This is a genomic window from bacterium SCSIO 12643, from assembly GCA_024398135.1.
GTDB lineage: Bacteria > Bacteroidota > Bacteroidia > Flavobacteriales_G > Salibacteraceae > CAJXZP01.
On the sequence record CP073750.1, the window covers coordinates 691,735 to 708,680 of the forward strand.

Annotated in this window: 14 protein-coding genes; all 14 read right to left on the minus strand. The window is 34.1% G+C overall.

The genetic code is table 11. The features are described from left to right. Positions 1-21: 21 nt before the first annotated feature. The 14 genes from KFE94_03045 to KFE94_03110 all read right to left on the minus strand — a co-directional run bounded on the left by KFE94_03045 (position 22) and on the right by KFE94_03110 (position 16,944). Complete coding sequence (locus KFE94_03045; GenBank protein UTW67107.1) at positions 22-510, minus strand: CinA family protein; 489 nt, start codon at positions 508-510, stop codon at positions 22-24. Positions 511-513: 3 nt separating this feature from the next. After that, positions 514-1,698 (minus strand): DegT/DnrJ/EryC1/StrS family aminotransferase, encoded by a 1,185-nt coding sequence (locus KFE94_03050; GenBank protein ID UTW67108.1) that lies wholly within the window; start codon positions 1,696-1,698, stop codon positions 514-516. A 72-nt stretch (positions 1,699-1,770) separates the two neighbouring features. Continuing rightward, positions 1,771-2,409, minus strand: a complete 639-nt coding sequence (locus KFE94_03055) for an acetyltransferase (protein UTW67109.1) — start codon at positions 2,407-2,409, stop codon at positions 1,771-1,773. A gap of 11 nt (positions 2,410-2,420) precedes the next feature. After that, positions 2,421-3,026 (minus strand): sugar transferase, encoded by a 606-nt coding sequence (locus KFE94_03060; GenBank protein ID UTW67110.1) that lies wholly within the window; start codon positions 3,024-3,026, stop codon positions 2,421-2,423. Between the two features lie 4 nt (positions 3,027-3,030). Continuing rightward, positions 3,031-4,269 carry a glycosyltransferase family 4 protein gene (locus tag KFE94_03065; protein ID UTW67111.1) on the minus strand — a complete coding sequence of 413 codons (1,239 nt, stop codon included), beginning with the start codon at positions 4,267-4,269 and terminating at the stop codon, positions 3,031-3,033. Further along, positions 4,235-6,049 carry a heparinase II/III family protein gene (locus tag KFE94_03070; GenBank protein ID UTW67112.1) on the minus strand — a complete coding sequence of 605 codons (1,815 nt, stop codon included), beginning with the start codon at positions 6,047-6,049 and terminating at the stop codon, positions 4,235-4,237. The genes KFE94_03065 and KFE94_03070 overlap by 35 nt, the downstream gene beginning before the upstream one ends. Before the next feature lie 92 nt (positions 6,050-6,141). Beyond that, positions 6,142-7,233 (minus strand): UDP-N-acetylglucosamine 2-epimerase (non-hydrolyzing), encoded by a 1,092-nt coding sequence (gene wecB, locus KFE94_03075; GenBank protein ID UTW67113.1) that lies wholly within the window; start codon positions 7,231-7,233, stop codon positions 6,142-6,144. Between the two features lie 34 nt (positions 7,234-7,267). After that, positions 7,268-9,388, minus strand: coding sequence for a bi-domain-containing oxidoreductase (locus KFE94_03080; protein UTW67114.1), 2,121 nt, complete (start codon positions 9,386-9,388; stop codon positions 7,268-7,270). 29 nt (positions 9,389-9,417) lie between these two features. Continuing rightward, a complete protein-coding gene (asnB, locus tag KFE94_03085; protein UTW67115.1) occupies positions 9,418-11,298 on the minus strand; it encodes an asparagine synthase (glutamine-hydrolyzing) in 1,881 nt (626 codons plus the stop codon). Beyond that, positions 11,286-12,422 carry a glycosyltransferase family 4 protein gene (locus tag KFE94_03090; protein UTW67116.1) on the minus strand — a complete coding sequence of 379 codons (1,137 nt, stop codon included), beginning with the start codon at positions 12,420-12,422 and terminating at the stop codon, positions 11,286-11,288. The genes asnB and KFE94_03090 overlap by 13 nt, the downstream gene beginning before the upstream one ends. After that, a complete protein-coding gene (locus KFE94_03095) occupies positions 12,409-13,731 on the minus strand; it encodes a hypothetical protein (protein ID UTW67117.1) in 1,323 nt (440 codons plus the stop codon). Before KFE94_03095 ends, KFE94_03090 begins: the two co-directional genes overlap by 14 nt. Positions 13,732-13,734: 3 nt before the next feature. After that, the gene (locus tag KFE94_03100; GenBank protein UTW67118.1) at positions 13,735-14,700 is read right to left on the minus strand and encodes a glycosyltransferase family 2 protein; all 966 of its coding nucleotides are present in this window, start codon (positions 14,698-14,700) and stop codon (positions 13,735-13,737) included. Between the two features lie 2 nt (positions 14,701-14,702). After that, positions 14,703-15,902, minus strand: coding sequence for a glycosyltransferase family 4 protein (locus KFE94_03105; GenBank protein ID UTW67119.1), 1,200 nt, complete (start codon positions 15,900-15,902; stop codon positions 14,703-14,705). Beyond that, positions 15,886-16,944, minus strand: a complete 1,059-nt coding sequence (locus KFE94_03110) for an NAD-dependent epimerase/dehydratase family protein (protein UTW67120.1) — start codon at positions 16,942-16,944, stop codon at positions 15,886-15,888. The genes KFE94_03105 and KFE94_03110 overlap by 17 nt, the downstream gene beginning before the upstream one ends. Between the last annotated feature and the right edge of the window lie 2 nt (positions 16,945-16,946).

Genomic DNA, 16,946 nt, shown 5'->3' on the forward strand with positions numbered 1-16,946 from the left:
GGGGCTGCAAATATACAACATTTATTTTGATTTTTTCAAATCCTTTTTTAATTCTTTTAAAAGTAATTCTAATGCACTTTGTGTTGCTTGTTTTATAACAGACTTTCGATCACCCAAAAACACATATTTAATAGCGTACACATCTGATTTAGAAGCCAGTCCTACCCAAACAGTTCCTACAGGTTTTTCCTCTGAGCCTCCAGATGGTCCCGCAATTCCGGTAGTCGAGATAGCGTAATCCGTTTGCATCAATCGTCTGACTCCATCCGCCATACTCTTTGCAACAGGTTCACTTACCGCACCATAATTAGACAAGTCTTTACTATCTACTCCAAGAACACGTTCTTTAATTTCGTTAGAATAAGATACGACCGAACCTAAATAATATTCAGAACTACCACTTGAAGAAGTGATTTGACCAGCTATATTACCTCCGGTACAACTTTCCGCTGTAGAAATGAATACTCTCTTACCAATTAAAAGTTTATGTAATTTAATTTTAACATCCACCTGTTAGGCAATTTTGGACATCGTAACACCTTTATCATCTTCATGAGAGCCATTAAAGACCTCTCTAATAATACCAACAACTCTATTTAAATCACTCTGAGTCAAATTAGAACCGGATGGCAAACACAGACCATGCTGAAAAAGATTCTCGGCTACTCCATTTCCATAGTATTCTGCATACTTATAAACTGGTTGCATATGAAGTGGCTTCCATAACGGTCTGGATTCAATATTATCAGCATCAAGTGTAAGACGAATTCTCTCTCTCGTAACACCATTAGACAACTTTGGCTCAACAACTATTGCGGTTAACCATCTATTTGAAAAATGTCCATCAGGTTCCATTAAAAATGATAAACCTGGAAGGTCATTTAACTTCTCATAGTAAAAGTCAAAATTAGCCCTTCTTTGCTGCACTCTCTTGTCTAAGACTTTCATTTGTCCGACTCCAATTGCGGCACAAATGTTCGAAATTCTATAATTGTATCCAATTTGTGAATGTTGATAATGAGGCGCATTATCTTTTGCTTGAGTAGCTAAAAATCTAGCTTGGGAAATAGTATGCCAATCATTACTTAATAAGGCACCACCACCACTTGTAGTAATAATTTTATTTCCATTAAAACTCATTATTCCCATTCTTCCGAATGAGCCGCATTTCTTACCTAAATAGGTTGACCCGGCTGCTTCAGCTGCATCCTCAATAATAGGGATATCAAATTCCATTGATATGTTTTCCAATTCTGTCATTTTAGCAGGCATTCCATACAAATGCACCACAATAATCGCTTTCGGCTTCTTCCCCTTTGCTATTTTATCAACAACAACTTGCCTAACAACTTCAGGGTCAATATTCCACGTATTACTTTCAGAATCAATAAATATAGGTTTCGCTCCAAGATATGTAATAGGGTTTGCAGATGCTGCAAAGGTCATAGATTGACAAATAACCTCATCACCTCTCTTCACTCCTAAATTCACCAAAGCCAGATGTAAAGCACCAGTTCCAGAAGCTAAAGCAGCAGCATCATGCACATTAAAATACTTCGCTAAATCTTTTTCAAATTGATGAATAGCTGGCCCAGCAGGAGCCACCCAATTATTTTCAAATGCATCCTTTACATTTTCTAACTCTTCATCCCCCATGTGAGGCGATGATAACCATATCTTTGGATTTTGAATACTCATATTTTACACTTAGGTTCGATACAAATAAACAAATAATCTTTAAAACGTCTAAGGGTTAGTTTAACATATTACCTAAATATTCAAAACCCTTCCCGGGTTACCTACTACAGTCACTTTATTAGGGACATCTCTAATTATAACTGCGCCCGCTCCCACTGTTACCCATTCACCTATCTTTTTTTGATTGATAATTGTAGCCGAAGTCCCTACATAAACACCTTCACTAAAAAATGTTTCTCCTGAAATATTTACATTCGGCATAAATGAGCAATAATTCTTTATAACTGCATCATGACCTACCGTACAACATAGATTTAGCGTAACAAAATCACCTAGCTCAAAATTTTCAGTTAAAATACAACCAGCTGTTATAATACAGCCATTTCCCATTTTATAGTTCTCACCGATTTCAACATTTGGATGTATTAATGTTGGATAAGACAGCATTGTATTTTGATTGAGTTGTACCAAAACATCTTTTTTCACCTTCGGACTTCCAACACCCAAAACCAAGCTAATAGAATCTTTTACCATTTTTAAGTCTTCAATTCCTCCCAAAACTTCGTAGCCATTTACAAGAGTACCTTTTTCATGACCATCATCAAAGAAACCAATAAAATCCCATTTTTTCTCTACCCTATTAATCTGGTTGATGAGCATTAATACCTCTCTACCGAAGCCACCTGCTCCAAAAACCGCAATTCTATTCATAGCCATCTTATTTAATTATTACCTTTAAATTTAGTTGTCGTTGCCATACCAGGTGCTGTAATACCATGTGATGCGATAACTTTATACAATGTTTTGTACAAGATAATAATATCAAACTTCAAACTCACATTTTTTACATAATAAACATCATGTTTGAACTTATCCTCCCAGGAAATCGTATTTCTACCATTTACTTGTGCCCACCCCGTAATTCCAGGGCGAATCGTATGTCTTAACCTTTGCTCTTCGTTATATAGTTCCAAATACTCTACTAATAGAGGTCTTGGACCAATTAAACTCATATCACCTTTAATAACATTAAGTAATTGCGGAATCTCATCCAACGAAGTTTTTCTAACAAACTTTCCAATTTTAGTAAGCCTTTCAGAATCTGGAAGTAAATTACCTTCATCATCACGCTTATCATTCATCGTTCTAAATTTGATCACCTTAAATATCCGTTCATTCTTACCCGGTCTAGCCTGAAAAAAGAATGGCTTACCACTATTAGCAATAAATAATGCTACCATAACAATTAAAAACACTGGTAATAGCAGAACAAACCCAATTAGTGAGAGCATAAAATCAAAAGCTGGCTTAAATATATTCTTATACATCTCCTTATTTAATAATTTGGTTTAGGGAATCTAAATATTTATTAGCAATTACTTTGCGATCAAAATGTTTCTTAGCATATGAATATCCATTTTCACCTTGTTCACTTAATTTATCATTTGAATAATCCAAGAACTTGCGAACTACCTTCTCAATTTCTAAGCTATTTTCTGGCTCGGCATATAATCCACATTCTGCATTTTCTACCAATTCCCGACTTACACCATCTATCAAAAGTAAAATTGGCTTCTTACACGCCATATAGTCGAATGTTTTATTGGAGTAGATAGTTTTAAACGTATCGACCTTCTTCAATACAGATGTTCCAATATCTGAAGCCAAAATGTATTTAAATACTTCACTTTTTGAAACAGGGTCCCTAAATACAATATTTTCTAATCCTCTTTTTTTAGTTTCTTCAACTAGCATATCTTTTTGCATTCCAGAACCAATTAACTGAAAAATCACGGAAGTATCTTTAAGTAATTCAGCAGCATCAACCAACTGAATTAGATGGTTCGCCACACCATGCGCCCCAACGTAAGTAATTACACATTTATCCTGAAATCCTAAATCCTTCTTAAACTGTATCGCGTCAAAACGCTTTAAGAGTTCATCCGATAACTGAAAATCAGCAGCATTTGGTAACATAATTACCTTTGACTTTGACACCTTCTTTTCTTCTATTAATTTCTTTTGAAAAGCGGGAGTAAGCGTATTAATCAAACTAGCCCTTTCATAAATAAAGTTTTCAAACCAAAAGGCGAATTTAATAAGTAGTTTATTTGTCAACACTCCAGTATCAATAGCCGATTCAGGCCATAAATCTCTAATTTCAAATGCAAATGGAATTCTTTTGATTTTTGAAATGACATAAGCTGTAATTCCAACAAATAGCGGAGGACTTGTAACCACTATTACATCGAATTTCCCTTTTGTCTTAAACAATCCAGCCCAGATACTACTGAAAACAAACGAAAAATAAGCCCACATCCTTCCAATAAAGTTTACATTATAGGCCTCGGAAACATGACAACGAACAATGTTTACTTTTTCGTGTTGATCTTTAAAAAACCATTTATTCCTATAACGGTCTGCTTTTTTTCCTGTAGCATAATGCACCATTCCAGCTAAAACAGTTACCTCATGTCCTAACTCAGTCCATTCTTTGGTCATTTCATTAAACCTGGAACCTCCACCGTCATCTTTTTCAAGAAAATACTGGTGAATTAATAATATTTTCATCGATCGTTATTTCAGTTTTAAAATACTTCCCCGAGCTTTCTAATTCGAGCTGTTTGAATGGTGTTAACATACCATATTGAACAGCATTCCAGCCATCTTTATCGGAATATTGCATTAATTCCCCATTCGTATCGTAGGTCTTCAAAGAAATGAACTTTTCATATCTTGACAAATAATTCCAGTGTAATTTTACATTATTATCATTCGTATCACCTAAAACTTCATCCTCTACAATCCAATTCAGCTGACCTTTTACTTTATTTATTTTTCTCGATATCCAAATCCCGCCAGTTTCTTCTTTAAATCCAAAGTATTTCCCCGAATATGAAAATACATGATCCTCCTCTTCCAAAAGGTTTTCTGTTCGCTTAATCCAATTGTACCAAATGAACCTATCTCCCTTAAACATTTGATCATACCTTCCAATTTGAATGCTATTGTGTCCTCCAGTACCAAAAAAGAAATCTACATACTTTTTCTCCGTATTATACTTATAGGTTCCAGGATCAAAAAAAACATTATGCCCTGACACGTGTATATCTAAATGTAATTGATCACTTTGCGCAGGTCTATTTATATAACAAGGATTATTGATAACCGTAGTAGTTACATCATCTTTAATTACATATTGACCAGCTATTTCGAATTCCTTGATATGCGAATTAGATTCATAATTCTGCATCTTACTTCCATTCGTTAATCCATACCATTGTGCATCTGTATACAGGGATTCTTCTATAGGTAAGTCTAACAAAATTCTTAATGCCTGCAATTGAGGTCTAAAATCCCTAAAATGTTGATCTGAAAATGGAAAAAACAATGCGCCATCATTTTGTCCATAATTGGGTAACCACCCCGTTTCTCTTTGACATAACTCAGATAAAAACTCAACACTTTTAACGGCCCTTTCAATCACAACTTTCGAGAAGGACTCCTTGTGCTTTCTTGCTGTCAATATTCCCCATGTCATTAGTTGTATAACCACTCTATGGTAGTTATGACTATACTGCAAAAAACCTCCATCTTTATACAGCTGATAAACTATTTCAGTTTCAAACCATTTTTTTCCTTTTATACTCCAACTCTTAGCATTTGGAATAAATGGGAACCATTTACCAATCATATATAGCGCCAACGTTTCAGTAATCGCGTGATTATTTCTAACTGCTATCCTAGAAAAGTTTATGTTGTTAAATATATGATGGTAGTGTGCATATATGGAATCGATTATTTTGTCAAATAACTTTTGTGTTAAATACTCGCTATTTCTATAATAAAACAATGCATAGGACCAATTAAATATACGTATACTCATTTCCTGACTACACTTATATTGAGGACCGAAATTTACAGGGTTATGATCAATAAAACTCTCTATCTCATTGAATATAAAATCATCTTGACTTTCTCCTGTTTGTTTTTCGTACTTAATCAAACTATAAACGAAGGAAAATCTAGCTTTTTCCCAAACATATTTTATATCTCCTATTTCAGAAGAAAAATCATTTATTTCAGTAAAGTGTTTCTGAGGATAAACATAACCACTTATTGGGTGTTTGGCCCAATTGGAAATTTTTATCCATTGGTGACCAAAAAAAAGTATTTCACCAGCTTTTATTCGTTGGACAGTTCTTTTTAAATTTTCTAATTGTTGATCGTCATAAGAAGATACAGATAAATTATTAAAATCAATAAAAAAATCAGATTCAAACCCTCTCCAATTATCAAGTGTAGGCTTCTCAAAAGGAGGAAACGAGGTTGGGAATTTTTTTTTTATCAATCCAAGTTTTGAACCCAATAAATATCCAACACGAAAACTAACGTAACGCCATCCCATGTTGGTAAACAACTGTAATATTAACCTTAAACTCCTCAATTCGTTAATTGCAACAAATGATCAATAATTCGTTCAGCAGTTCCACCATCCCATAATTCCGGAACGCCTCCTTTTTTCCAATCTCCAGCAAACAATTTTTTCATGGCTGGTGCTATTGCCTCAGGGTTAACACCTAATAACTCATTGGTCCCGATAGCAATTGTTTCAGGTCTTTCGGTATTATCTCTTAAAGTCATGCAAGGAACACCCATTACTGTTGTTTCCTCGGTAATTCCACCCGAATCAGTTATTACTGCCTTAGCATTCTCTACCAAATAATTAAACTCTAAATAACCAAGGGGATCGATCATATAAAGTTTAGGGTAACTTATTCCCATTCTTTCAAGAATCTTTTTTGTTCGAGGATGAACCGGAAAAACCAATGGTAGATCATGACTTGTTTTCACAATTGAAGCAATCAACTGTTTTAAAGTACTTTCTTCATCAACATTAGCTGGTCTATGTAATGTCATTACTATATAGTCTCCTTTAGACAAATCCAACTCGTCCCAAATTGGAGGAGCCATAAACCTTGGTCTTTGTTTCAAAAGAGTGTCAATCATTGTATTTCCTACAAAGAATATTTTATCCTCATTAACTCCTGATTTAATTAAATTATCTCCTGCTAACTTGGTAGTGGTAAAAAAATAGTCTGTGATACTATCAGTAACCATTCTATTTATTTCTTCCGGCATTGAAATATCACCTGAACGTATTCCCGCTTCAACATGAGCCACTTTGACATGCAGTTTTTTCGCTGCAATCGAACAAGCCATTGTTGATGTAACATCACCAACTACTAGGCATAAATCGGTTGATTCTTTCATTAACAGCCCCTCATATCCTACCATAATTTTCGCAGTCTGTTCAGCTTGAGTTCCACCTCCTGCTTCAAGGTTAATGTGCGGCTTAGGAATATTAAGTTGCTCAAAAAAAGCACCACTCATATTCTTGTCATAGTGTTGGCCAGTATGGACTAATCTAAATGAAATCTCTTTACCTAACTTCATTTGCTTCTGAATCGCATGAACTATTGGGGCAATTTTCATAAAATTTGGCCTTGCACCAGCAATTAAATCAATTTTCATCCTCTAAAATTTTCGGTTATTTAATATGAATTCTTTAATCAAGTACCTCCACCCAGGTTCCTGTCTTCAAACTCTCAATACAGGCAAAACTTGCTTTTGTAGCATTAATCAACTCTTCATAAGGAATCATATTAACCCCTTTACCTTCACCCATATTTTGAACCAGTCTAGAAAATTGATTTTTATGACCTTTATCTAACTTTGTTTTCAATTTGGAAAAACCTTTAAATCCATACCCTTCTGTTTTTAAGAAGTTATCCATAACCAAAGTTCTTTCTTGACTATAAACTTCTAACCTCTCCTTAGAATAAGACTTGGAACCATTAGCGAAATAATTAATAACACCAGTAGATCCATTCTCCATCTTCAACATAATCGAAGCATTATCCGTATTCTCTGCAGGATTTTCTCCCATAGCATTCATGCATACGGATTTAACCATACTACCCGTAAGAAATATAATTAAATCAATATAATGACATGCTTCTCCAATTATCCTTCCGCCACCAACAGCCATGTCATGCACCCAAACATTAGCAGGAATTGCTCCGGCATTCATCGTAGCAATAACATTCATCTGAGAGTTTCCCAATAGTGCTTTCATTTTCTCAGTATGTGGAGAAAACCTTCTATTAAAACCAATCATCAATGAACCTTTGCTTTTACTATAACTTTCTTCAATCGATTTTAATTCATCGATGTTTAAGGCCAATGGTTTTTCTACAAAAACATGTTTATCATCGTTAAGGGCATCAATAACCATTTTAGCATGTAGATTATGTCTGGTAGTGATCATCACTATATCTACATCAGAATCTGTTAAAACCTGATTATAATCTGTGGTACTATTTGTAATTTCATACTTCTGTGCAAGAGCAGTTCCATTTACCCCTCCAGCAGAAACTATATATTGTAAATTCGCTCCTGTCCCTTTTAATGCAGGTAGCATTGTCATTTTCGTAAAGTTACCCGCACCAACTATAGCTATATTACCATTAGACCTGCTCACTTCCTTTTCGGTCACTTTAACCGAACGAACCGGCTGATTAGATTCTTCATACTTTAAAATAGACGCAATAGACTTGGATGATCCTATATCACCATAGATTTGATCAAAATTCTCAATTTCAACCACCTCTGTTATCAAATTCTTTACATCTAACTTTCCAGAAGAAATAGCTCCTAATACCGCTTCAAAATTTCTCTTTTCCGTCCATCTTACAAACGGTAGCGGATAATCAATTCCCTTTTGTTCATAGGCATCATCGTAACGTCCGGGTCCATATGAGCATGAAACTTGAAACGTTAATTCTTTTTCATAAAAATCTGCTCTCGATATATCCAAACCTATTACACCCACCAAAATAATTCGACCACGTTTACGAGACATATTTGCAGCATCTGATATGATCTCATTATTCTTCGCAGATGCTGTTATTATAATAGCATCTGCTCCAACTCCATTAGTTTGATTATGAACAAAATTCACAGGATTATCTCCAGATGCCGGATTAAACGCAATGATTCCCTTTTCTCTAGCTATTTGAACTTTTGTATCGTCCAGGTCATAACCTATCACTTTACAACCATTTGCAATTAGCATTTCAGCAGTTAATAAACCAATCAATCCCAACCCAATAACAACAACGGTTTCTCCAAATGTCGGATCAGCCAATCGAATACCTTGTAAACCAATTGATCCAATTACAGTAAATGCCGCTTCATCATCACTAACATTATCTGGAATATGAGCTACAAGGTTCTGTGGAACAGATACAAATTCGGCATGTCCACCATTGGAAGCAACACGATCACCAACCTTGAAATCCGTAACCCCGGCACCAACTTCAATAACCTTTCCAACATTACAGTATCCCAGAGGTAATGGTTGTTCCAATTTATTAAAAACTGTTTCCAATGTCGGCATCAATCCTTCGGCTTTGATTTTGTCCAACACCATTTTCACTTTATCTGGCTGCTGTCTTGCTTTTGAAATCAGCGATGCCTTACCAAACTCAACTAACATTCTTTCAGTACCAAGAGATACTAAACTTCTTGTTGTCTGAATAAGAACTTGTCCATTTGACACCCTGGGAGCAGGTAGTTCTGCTAACTCTGTAACACCCGTTTTAAATGATTGTAATATTTGTTTCATTACTAATAAATAGTCGTTTGTTAGTTTAATTATTTTTTCCAGCTAAATTGCTTCAGCCAACTTTGTAATGCCAGCAGGCTTAAGATCGTATAGCCATGGTCCTCTTTTCCAGAATTATGATCATCTAATAATCTCTGTACCGCTAAGGGAGAGAAAATACCTTGTTGTGCTAGTGAATCCGAACTTAGATAGGTTTCAATTAATGGTTTAAGTTCATTACTAATCATATCACGTACCGGTGCACCAAAACCTGTTTTTGATCTATATATAACCTCTTTAGGTAAATATCGTTCTGCTACCTTTTTTAATATATACTTTGCTTCTCCTCCCTTTATCTTAAAAGAATCCGGAATCATGTTAGCCAAAGCCACCAACTCAAAATCAAGAAAAGGTACCCTTGCTTCAACACCTTCCAACATTGACATTTTATCGGTATAATTTAAATTATGATCTACTAAAAAAGTAGCCTGTTCAAGATATAACATTTGCTGTAGCAGCGATTCTCCTTTATTATTAGCTAATATTTGTTCACCATAATTATTGGGGTTATAATCATCACTTAATTCCGGCACAATCTCATGAACAAAATTGTTATTTGGTAACCAATTAAAATACCCTAATAAACGTTCATGCGATGTTTTACCCCAATCCCTGCTTAATTTATTCATTCTCCTAAAAAAAGGAATTTTACCTGGTAACATGTTAATTATACCTTTAAAAAGGTAGAGCAATCCCTTTGGAACTTTCTCAATTTTTTCTTCTAATAAGATTGCATGATGGCGTCTATAACCACTAAACAAATCATCTCCTGCAGCTCCTCCAATCAAAACTTTTATCCCTTTTTTCTTTGCCAAATTGCAAATCAATCGAACATTTTCTGGTGCTAAATCTGCTTGCGGCTCATCCAATGTATAAATCATTTGATCAAACCTATCGACACTTCCTCCATCAATATCTACTTCATGAAGATTCACTCCAAGGTGTTGAGCTACTTTCCTTGCATATGGCAAATCATCAGAGAATCCTTCTTTTCCTTTATTCGTTGATGTGTTTATCGTAAAACAATCCAGATCTAAATTTGGATTTTGTTTTCTCGCCATTGCAACCAATAAACTAGAATCCAGACCTCCAGATAGGAAAAAACCAAGCGGTACATCTGACAACATTTGTCTTTTAACCGCACGATTCAGTACCTCATCAACTTTATCAATCCATTCTTCTTCTGTTAATTTTGATAATATTTCATTTGGACTGTAAAACTCTCCTTTTTGGCTTTTAACGGAATTATCTTTAAGGTTAACCTCAAGTTCAAATCCCGGTAATACTTTCTTTACACTTTGATACATCGTATCCTCTCCGGGACTCCATAAAAAACTTAAATAATTCCCTACAGCATCCAAATTAATCCTATTATCAAAGAACTTTAAACTATTAAATGACTTTAGCTCTGAAGAAAACACGAATTGATCCTTATCTTGGTATACATATAGAGGCTTAACACCATAAGGATCTCTAACCACATTTAAACAAGATTTTTTAAGGTCGTAGATAGCAAAAGCAAATATTCCATTTAATCTTTTAAGAATCTCTCGCCCCTCATGAATCCAACCTTTTAATAATGTTTCTGTATCAGAACCCGAATTAAATTCTACATTATATTTTGACTTCAAGTAATCCCTAATATCTAAGTGATTATAAATCTCCCCATTAAAAATAACAACAAATTTTTCATCCTCCGATATCATTGGCTGATTACCGGCTGCACTTGTATCAATAATACTTAACCGTGTATGACCCAGATATAAATTACCATTAGAATAACTTGATGAATAATCCGGCCCTCTCTGTAAAATGGATTTTAAAGGGTCTTCAACCCATTTAGCATTAACACTTCCAACTATTCCACACATATTTCCTGGTATTTATCAAATAAATAATCAAAAGTAGCCCCTGCACAGTTTTCCCAAGTTCTCTTCTCAGCAAATTCCAGTGCTTTTGCACTCAGCTCTTCTCTCAACTCATTCGACTCTTCCAAAAGAGTTATATTGGATTTGATACTCTCTTGATCTAAAGGGTTAAAATAAATTGCCGAACTTCCAAAATTACTTCTCATTGAACTATATTTTGAGCATAAAATTGGCAGTCCCATTCCCATAGCTTCGGTTACAACCATACCATATGTTTCACATGTTGAAGCAAAAATAAAAGCATCTGCCGAACTATAAACATCCACTAATTCTTCATATGGTATTTTTCCAGTATATCTTATAGCATGGTTTAATTCTGGTTTTCTATTCAGCTCCTCATTTAATTTCTTCAAAGCCGGGGGATAAGAAGGACCTACAAGGATTAGCTCTATTCTCTTACCTTTTTCAACCAAATCTTTAACCGCTCGAACTATTTCCCATTGATGCTTATAAACATCAACAACTGACACATACAGTAACCTAAAAACATCACCTGTTTTCCGTTTGTTTACTCCAATATTTTTTTTAAACTTATCTGATAATCCATGAAGAATCACTTTTAAATCAGAACTATTCACATTCACATGTCCCTTTAAATGATTTCGACAATAATCATTTAAACATATTATTCCTGATGCGTTCTTAAATGAATACTTATGTATCTCTCTCAACAAAAGAAGTCTAAGCCAAGTCTTAGAAAAAAAATACCTCCTGGTTTCTCTACTCTCTAGAGGCAAAAGGTTCCTGAACATAGTTATATACGGCATCCTACTAGAACCTGTCCCTGGAATAAATAATAAACTATTTGTGCTTTTAACTTCTCTTGGTAAAATAAAATATTGCCAGATACTAATCTTCAAATATCCCTGTTCCAGATACGCATGATGCTTCTTTTCTAGTTTATCAAAATCTTTCAAACTATCTAAAGTAGCTTGAGATGCCCAAACCAAAACTCGAGTAAATTTTGAATTTAAGAATGCCTGACTAGATAAAATTTCTTTTAAATGCGTCAAACCTCCTCCTGCTCGAATATTGGAAGCATCAATTGTTAAACTAACCTCTTTCATAATTAACAACAGAATTCATATCCTTAACTGAAGCCCCAAGAGCTATTGCAATAATATATAAAGTGTGGACTGAGAAAAATACCATACCAAATATTATCCCCGTATAAAAAATGAAAATATAATCCTGTTTAACACTTAATGATATAATCTTATTGGTTCTAAAAAAAAACCAGGCCCAAATAATCAACCCAATAATCCCTACTGATGATAGCTGATTTACAATCATATTATTGGGAACAGAATCGATTCTTTTTTCAGTATAAAAAATAGAGTGCTTGGGGATGTATTTACTAGAAGGTATGTGCACTAAATTAGGGCCTACGCCAAAAGCCAAATACTCTGGAGATTCTTTAAAGAAAATAAGAGCCAATCGATCAAATATGTCAAACTTTTTAAACAAAAATGGTTCATTTTCAATCCACTCTTGATCTTCACTATAAACCACCTTTTCAATCTTTCTAACAGTTTCTTTGGAATATAGAAAAGAAAGGTTTGATATGATCAACTTAAAGTCAATAAAGAAAAAAACCACAAGCATTGATACCATCAAAATTTTAAGTACCAGATTCTTTCTCAATAAAACAACAGCAACCAAAAACATAAAAAGCATAACAAACGCTGATGCACTATTACTTAATACCAAACCAATAGCGGCAACCATAACATACGGCCAATCCTTATCCAACCTTCCTAATGCGATTAACAGGGCTATGGTCAAACTCATTGATCTTCCAAAAACTTTTGGTTCCCCATTTAACCCAATAAATCTATTTGCTAAATCTGCCCTGAAGTAAAATAAAGTTTCCACTATTCTATGACCTAAAACCATCCTATCTAAAACCGCTACCACGAAACCCACAACCAGCATTATTTTAAGATACTTCAATATTAAATCCTTATCGACCTTACCCGTTCGAATAATTAAATAGATATATAAAAAAATAGATATCTCACTTATTAATCGAGATATACTAATCAAACTTCTACCAAAAGATTGCTGCCCCCAGGAACGAAGGCCGGAAATGTCTATCCAAGGATCAAAAACACCAAAATAAAAGAAAGATACAAGGTATAAAATTATGAGTATGAATAATGGCGTTCTAATCAACTTTAGCTCTCTTAAATAAGCTCTATTCTGAAAAACAAACGGCAAGACCAAAAAGCCAACAAAATGCGCAGATAACATTGAACCCACTACGTTTATCCTCAATACATCTGCAAAGAGAGAAAAAAAAGTTACGAAAAATAATATCCTATGCTTACTAAATACAGTAGCCCAAACTAAAAATATACCTAAGACTAACTCCAAAATTTACTTTAGTTTTAAATATATAGGATAAATCAATTTCAATAATCTAATAAAGCTTTTAGGTAAAAGTTTAGCCGCATTCTTAAAACTATCATTGTTTTTAGAATAATTAGCAGAATCACTTAAGATCTCAAGAAATAAAGAAAAATTTAACTTTTTTCCACTCAGAAGAGAACCATACAGTTTCTTTTGTTGCTCAATATATCTTATATCTTCTTGATTCCATTCTTTGGTATAATTGTCTTTTAGATATTCAAAAGCTTCTAACATAGCTTTCCACCCATCTTCTAAGTAGTTTTTATCTCTCTTTTTAGTGACTCCTACTTCCACTCTATAAATTCCACCTACTTCATTTATATAGACAATTTTATCAGCTTCTGAAATATGATTGAACCCTTTATAAATATCTAAAGCTAAATGACTATTAAAATTAGACGACAACTCTTTTTCAGATTTACATTTATCATATAGAACTCGCGAAAAACCAACTCCTCTAAAACTAAGTCCTTGTCTTAATCTACTCCAATAAACACCTTTATCTCTTTCAGAATAATTATCCCATAATGAAGTTAATCCATTTGGATACAGATGCACCGAATTAGATATAATCAAAAAATTATCTGTTAGTTTCAATTCATTTTCAGCAATTGCCTTATTCAGATTCTCCAAGATATTTACATCCAACAAATCATCTCCAGAACACCAGGAAACAACATCTCCTTTTGGTAGTTTCTTAATAAAATTGAAATTTTCAATCAACCCCATATTCGATTCATGACGTATATATTTTATATATTCAAATTTACGTGCATATTCTAATACGATCTCGCCAGTATTATCGGTTGAGCAGTCATCAACAACATATACTTCAAATGGTTCAATAGTTTGACTTACTATTGAGTCCAATGCTTTTGATATAAACTGTTCCTGATTATATGTTGGAACTAATATGGAATGACGTACTTTCATATTTAAAGCGTCTTCAACTCTTTTTTAAGTCGCTCACCATTAACTCTATAATCGAATTTTGTTTCAGCAAGTTTTCGGCTATTCTTAGCGATTTGTTCTTTTAAACTAACATCTGTAATCACCCTTTGAATCGCATTTTTCATACTATTAGAATCACTAGGCTCGCACATTACAGAATTAACCCCATCTTCAAAATAATATGGAACGTCTCCTACTTTTGTTACCAAAATTGCTTTCCCAGATGCTGAGTATTCCGCTAGTTTCGTTGGCAATCCTGCTTTTGAAAAATCATGATCGGTTTGACTCACCACCAACAAGTCTGCCGCGGAAAATATTTTTTTAACCGTATTGGTGTCCACCCATCCTGGCAGGATCACTTTATCCTTAATACCCAACTCTTCTACCATTCCTTCAACATCATCATGCAATGGACTTTTGGTATACTTACCTGCAATTAATAATTTAGCATTTGGAAACTCCAATTGAATTTTGTTAAACGATTCAACTAAATATTTAACCCCTTCATGATGCCATAACCCTCCAACATATGCAATTAAGAAGTCATCCTCTGATAATCCCAAACCTTCTTTTGATGGCAATTTATTTTTTAAAATTTCTTCACTATCAAATAAATCAGAATCAACGAAAATAGGATACTTAACTATTGGCACATGAGGAGCAAATCCTTCTATTCGGTCTTTTAAAAAATCTGAAATTGTAACAACAAGATCTGCCTCTTTTGGTAAATTTTCATCATTCTTTATTGCTAAGTGCTCTTTTAGACTCCAATTACCAGTAACACCTGAATGTAAATCACAAATCTCAACAATAACTTTCAGGCCACGCTTCCTTGCTCTCTTCGCAAAATAAGCACTTTCATAAGTTGTATTATATAAAAACAAATGTGTATACCCTTCTTTTTCACAGAGTTTAATCAAACTTGTCCAAAATAAAAACCTATTTAATACTTTAACCTTTGCTCCCAACTTATTACCGATGTATCTAATTTGAAAGTCTTCAGGAGCATCTTCATATGAAGACGCTCTTTGATATTGTGGTATAAACATCGTAACATCTGCACCAGCTGATTTTAAACCTCGCACATAATCTCTAATTCTCCGATCAGCACCGCTTGCTCCCGTTTTCTTAGGATAAGGACTGGTATATACCACTGCAACTTTCATATTACTTACTTTTTTCAAAGTTAAAGATTTGGACAAGGATGTCTTTTACATCATATTTTTGTTCCCATCCAGGGTAATGTGCTTTAAACTTAGAAGTATCACTGATATACCAAATATGATCACCAATTCTATTTACTTCTGAATATTTATAATTAAACTTATTACCAGTGATTTCTTCAGACATCTCAATCGCCTCCATCATTGAGCAATTAGAAAACCTTCCTCCTCCAACATTGTATACTTCGGCAACCCTTGGTGATTTATGGAATTCATGGAACATACGAATCAAATCATCACTGTGAATGTTGTCTCTAACCTGTTTTCCTTTATAACCAAAAATGGTATACTCTCTTCCTGTAATTGCACATTTCATCAGATACGATAAAAATCCATGCAACTCAGTTCCAGCATGATTTGGACCAGTCAAACATCCACCTCTAAATATTCCAGTATTCAAATTAAAATATCTACCATATTCCTGTACCAAAACATCTGCTGCAACCTTAGATGCTCCAAATAAAGAGTGCTTTGATTGATCAATAGAAAACTTCTCATCAATTCCTTGTGCAAAGTATTGATGATTTTGATCAATCTCCCAACGTTTATCTAATTCTACTAATGGTAGAGAATTTGGTAAATCCCCGTATACTTTATTTGTTGAAGTAAAGACAAATGTTGCTTTCTCTGCATACTTTCGGTATGCCTCCAACAGCACTAATGTCCCATTTGCATTAACACTAAAATCAGTAAAAGGCTCTCTCGCTGCCCAATCATGCGATGGCTGTGCCGCAGTATGAATTATTAACTCAATATCCTTTCCATATGCCTCGAATACTTTGTTTATTGCTTTTTCATCTCTAATATCAGCTTCAACATGCACAAAATTTTCAATCTCCTTTTGTAAAAATTCTGAAGAATGTTTTGTTGACGCTTCTTTTCCAAAAAAGTATGATCTCATGTCGTTATCAATCCCAACAACTGTATCGAAATGTTTTGAAAAATGATTCACTGATTGACTTCCAATTAAGCCTCCTGATCCTGTAACTATTACTACAGACATAA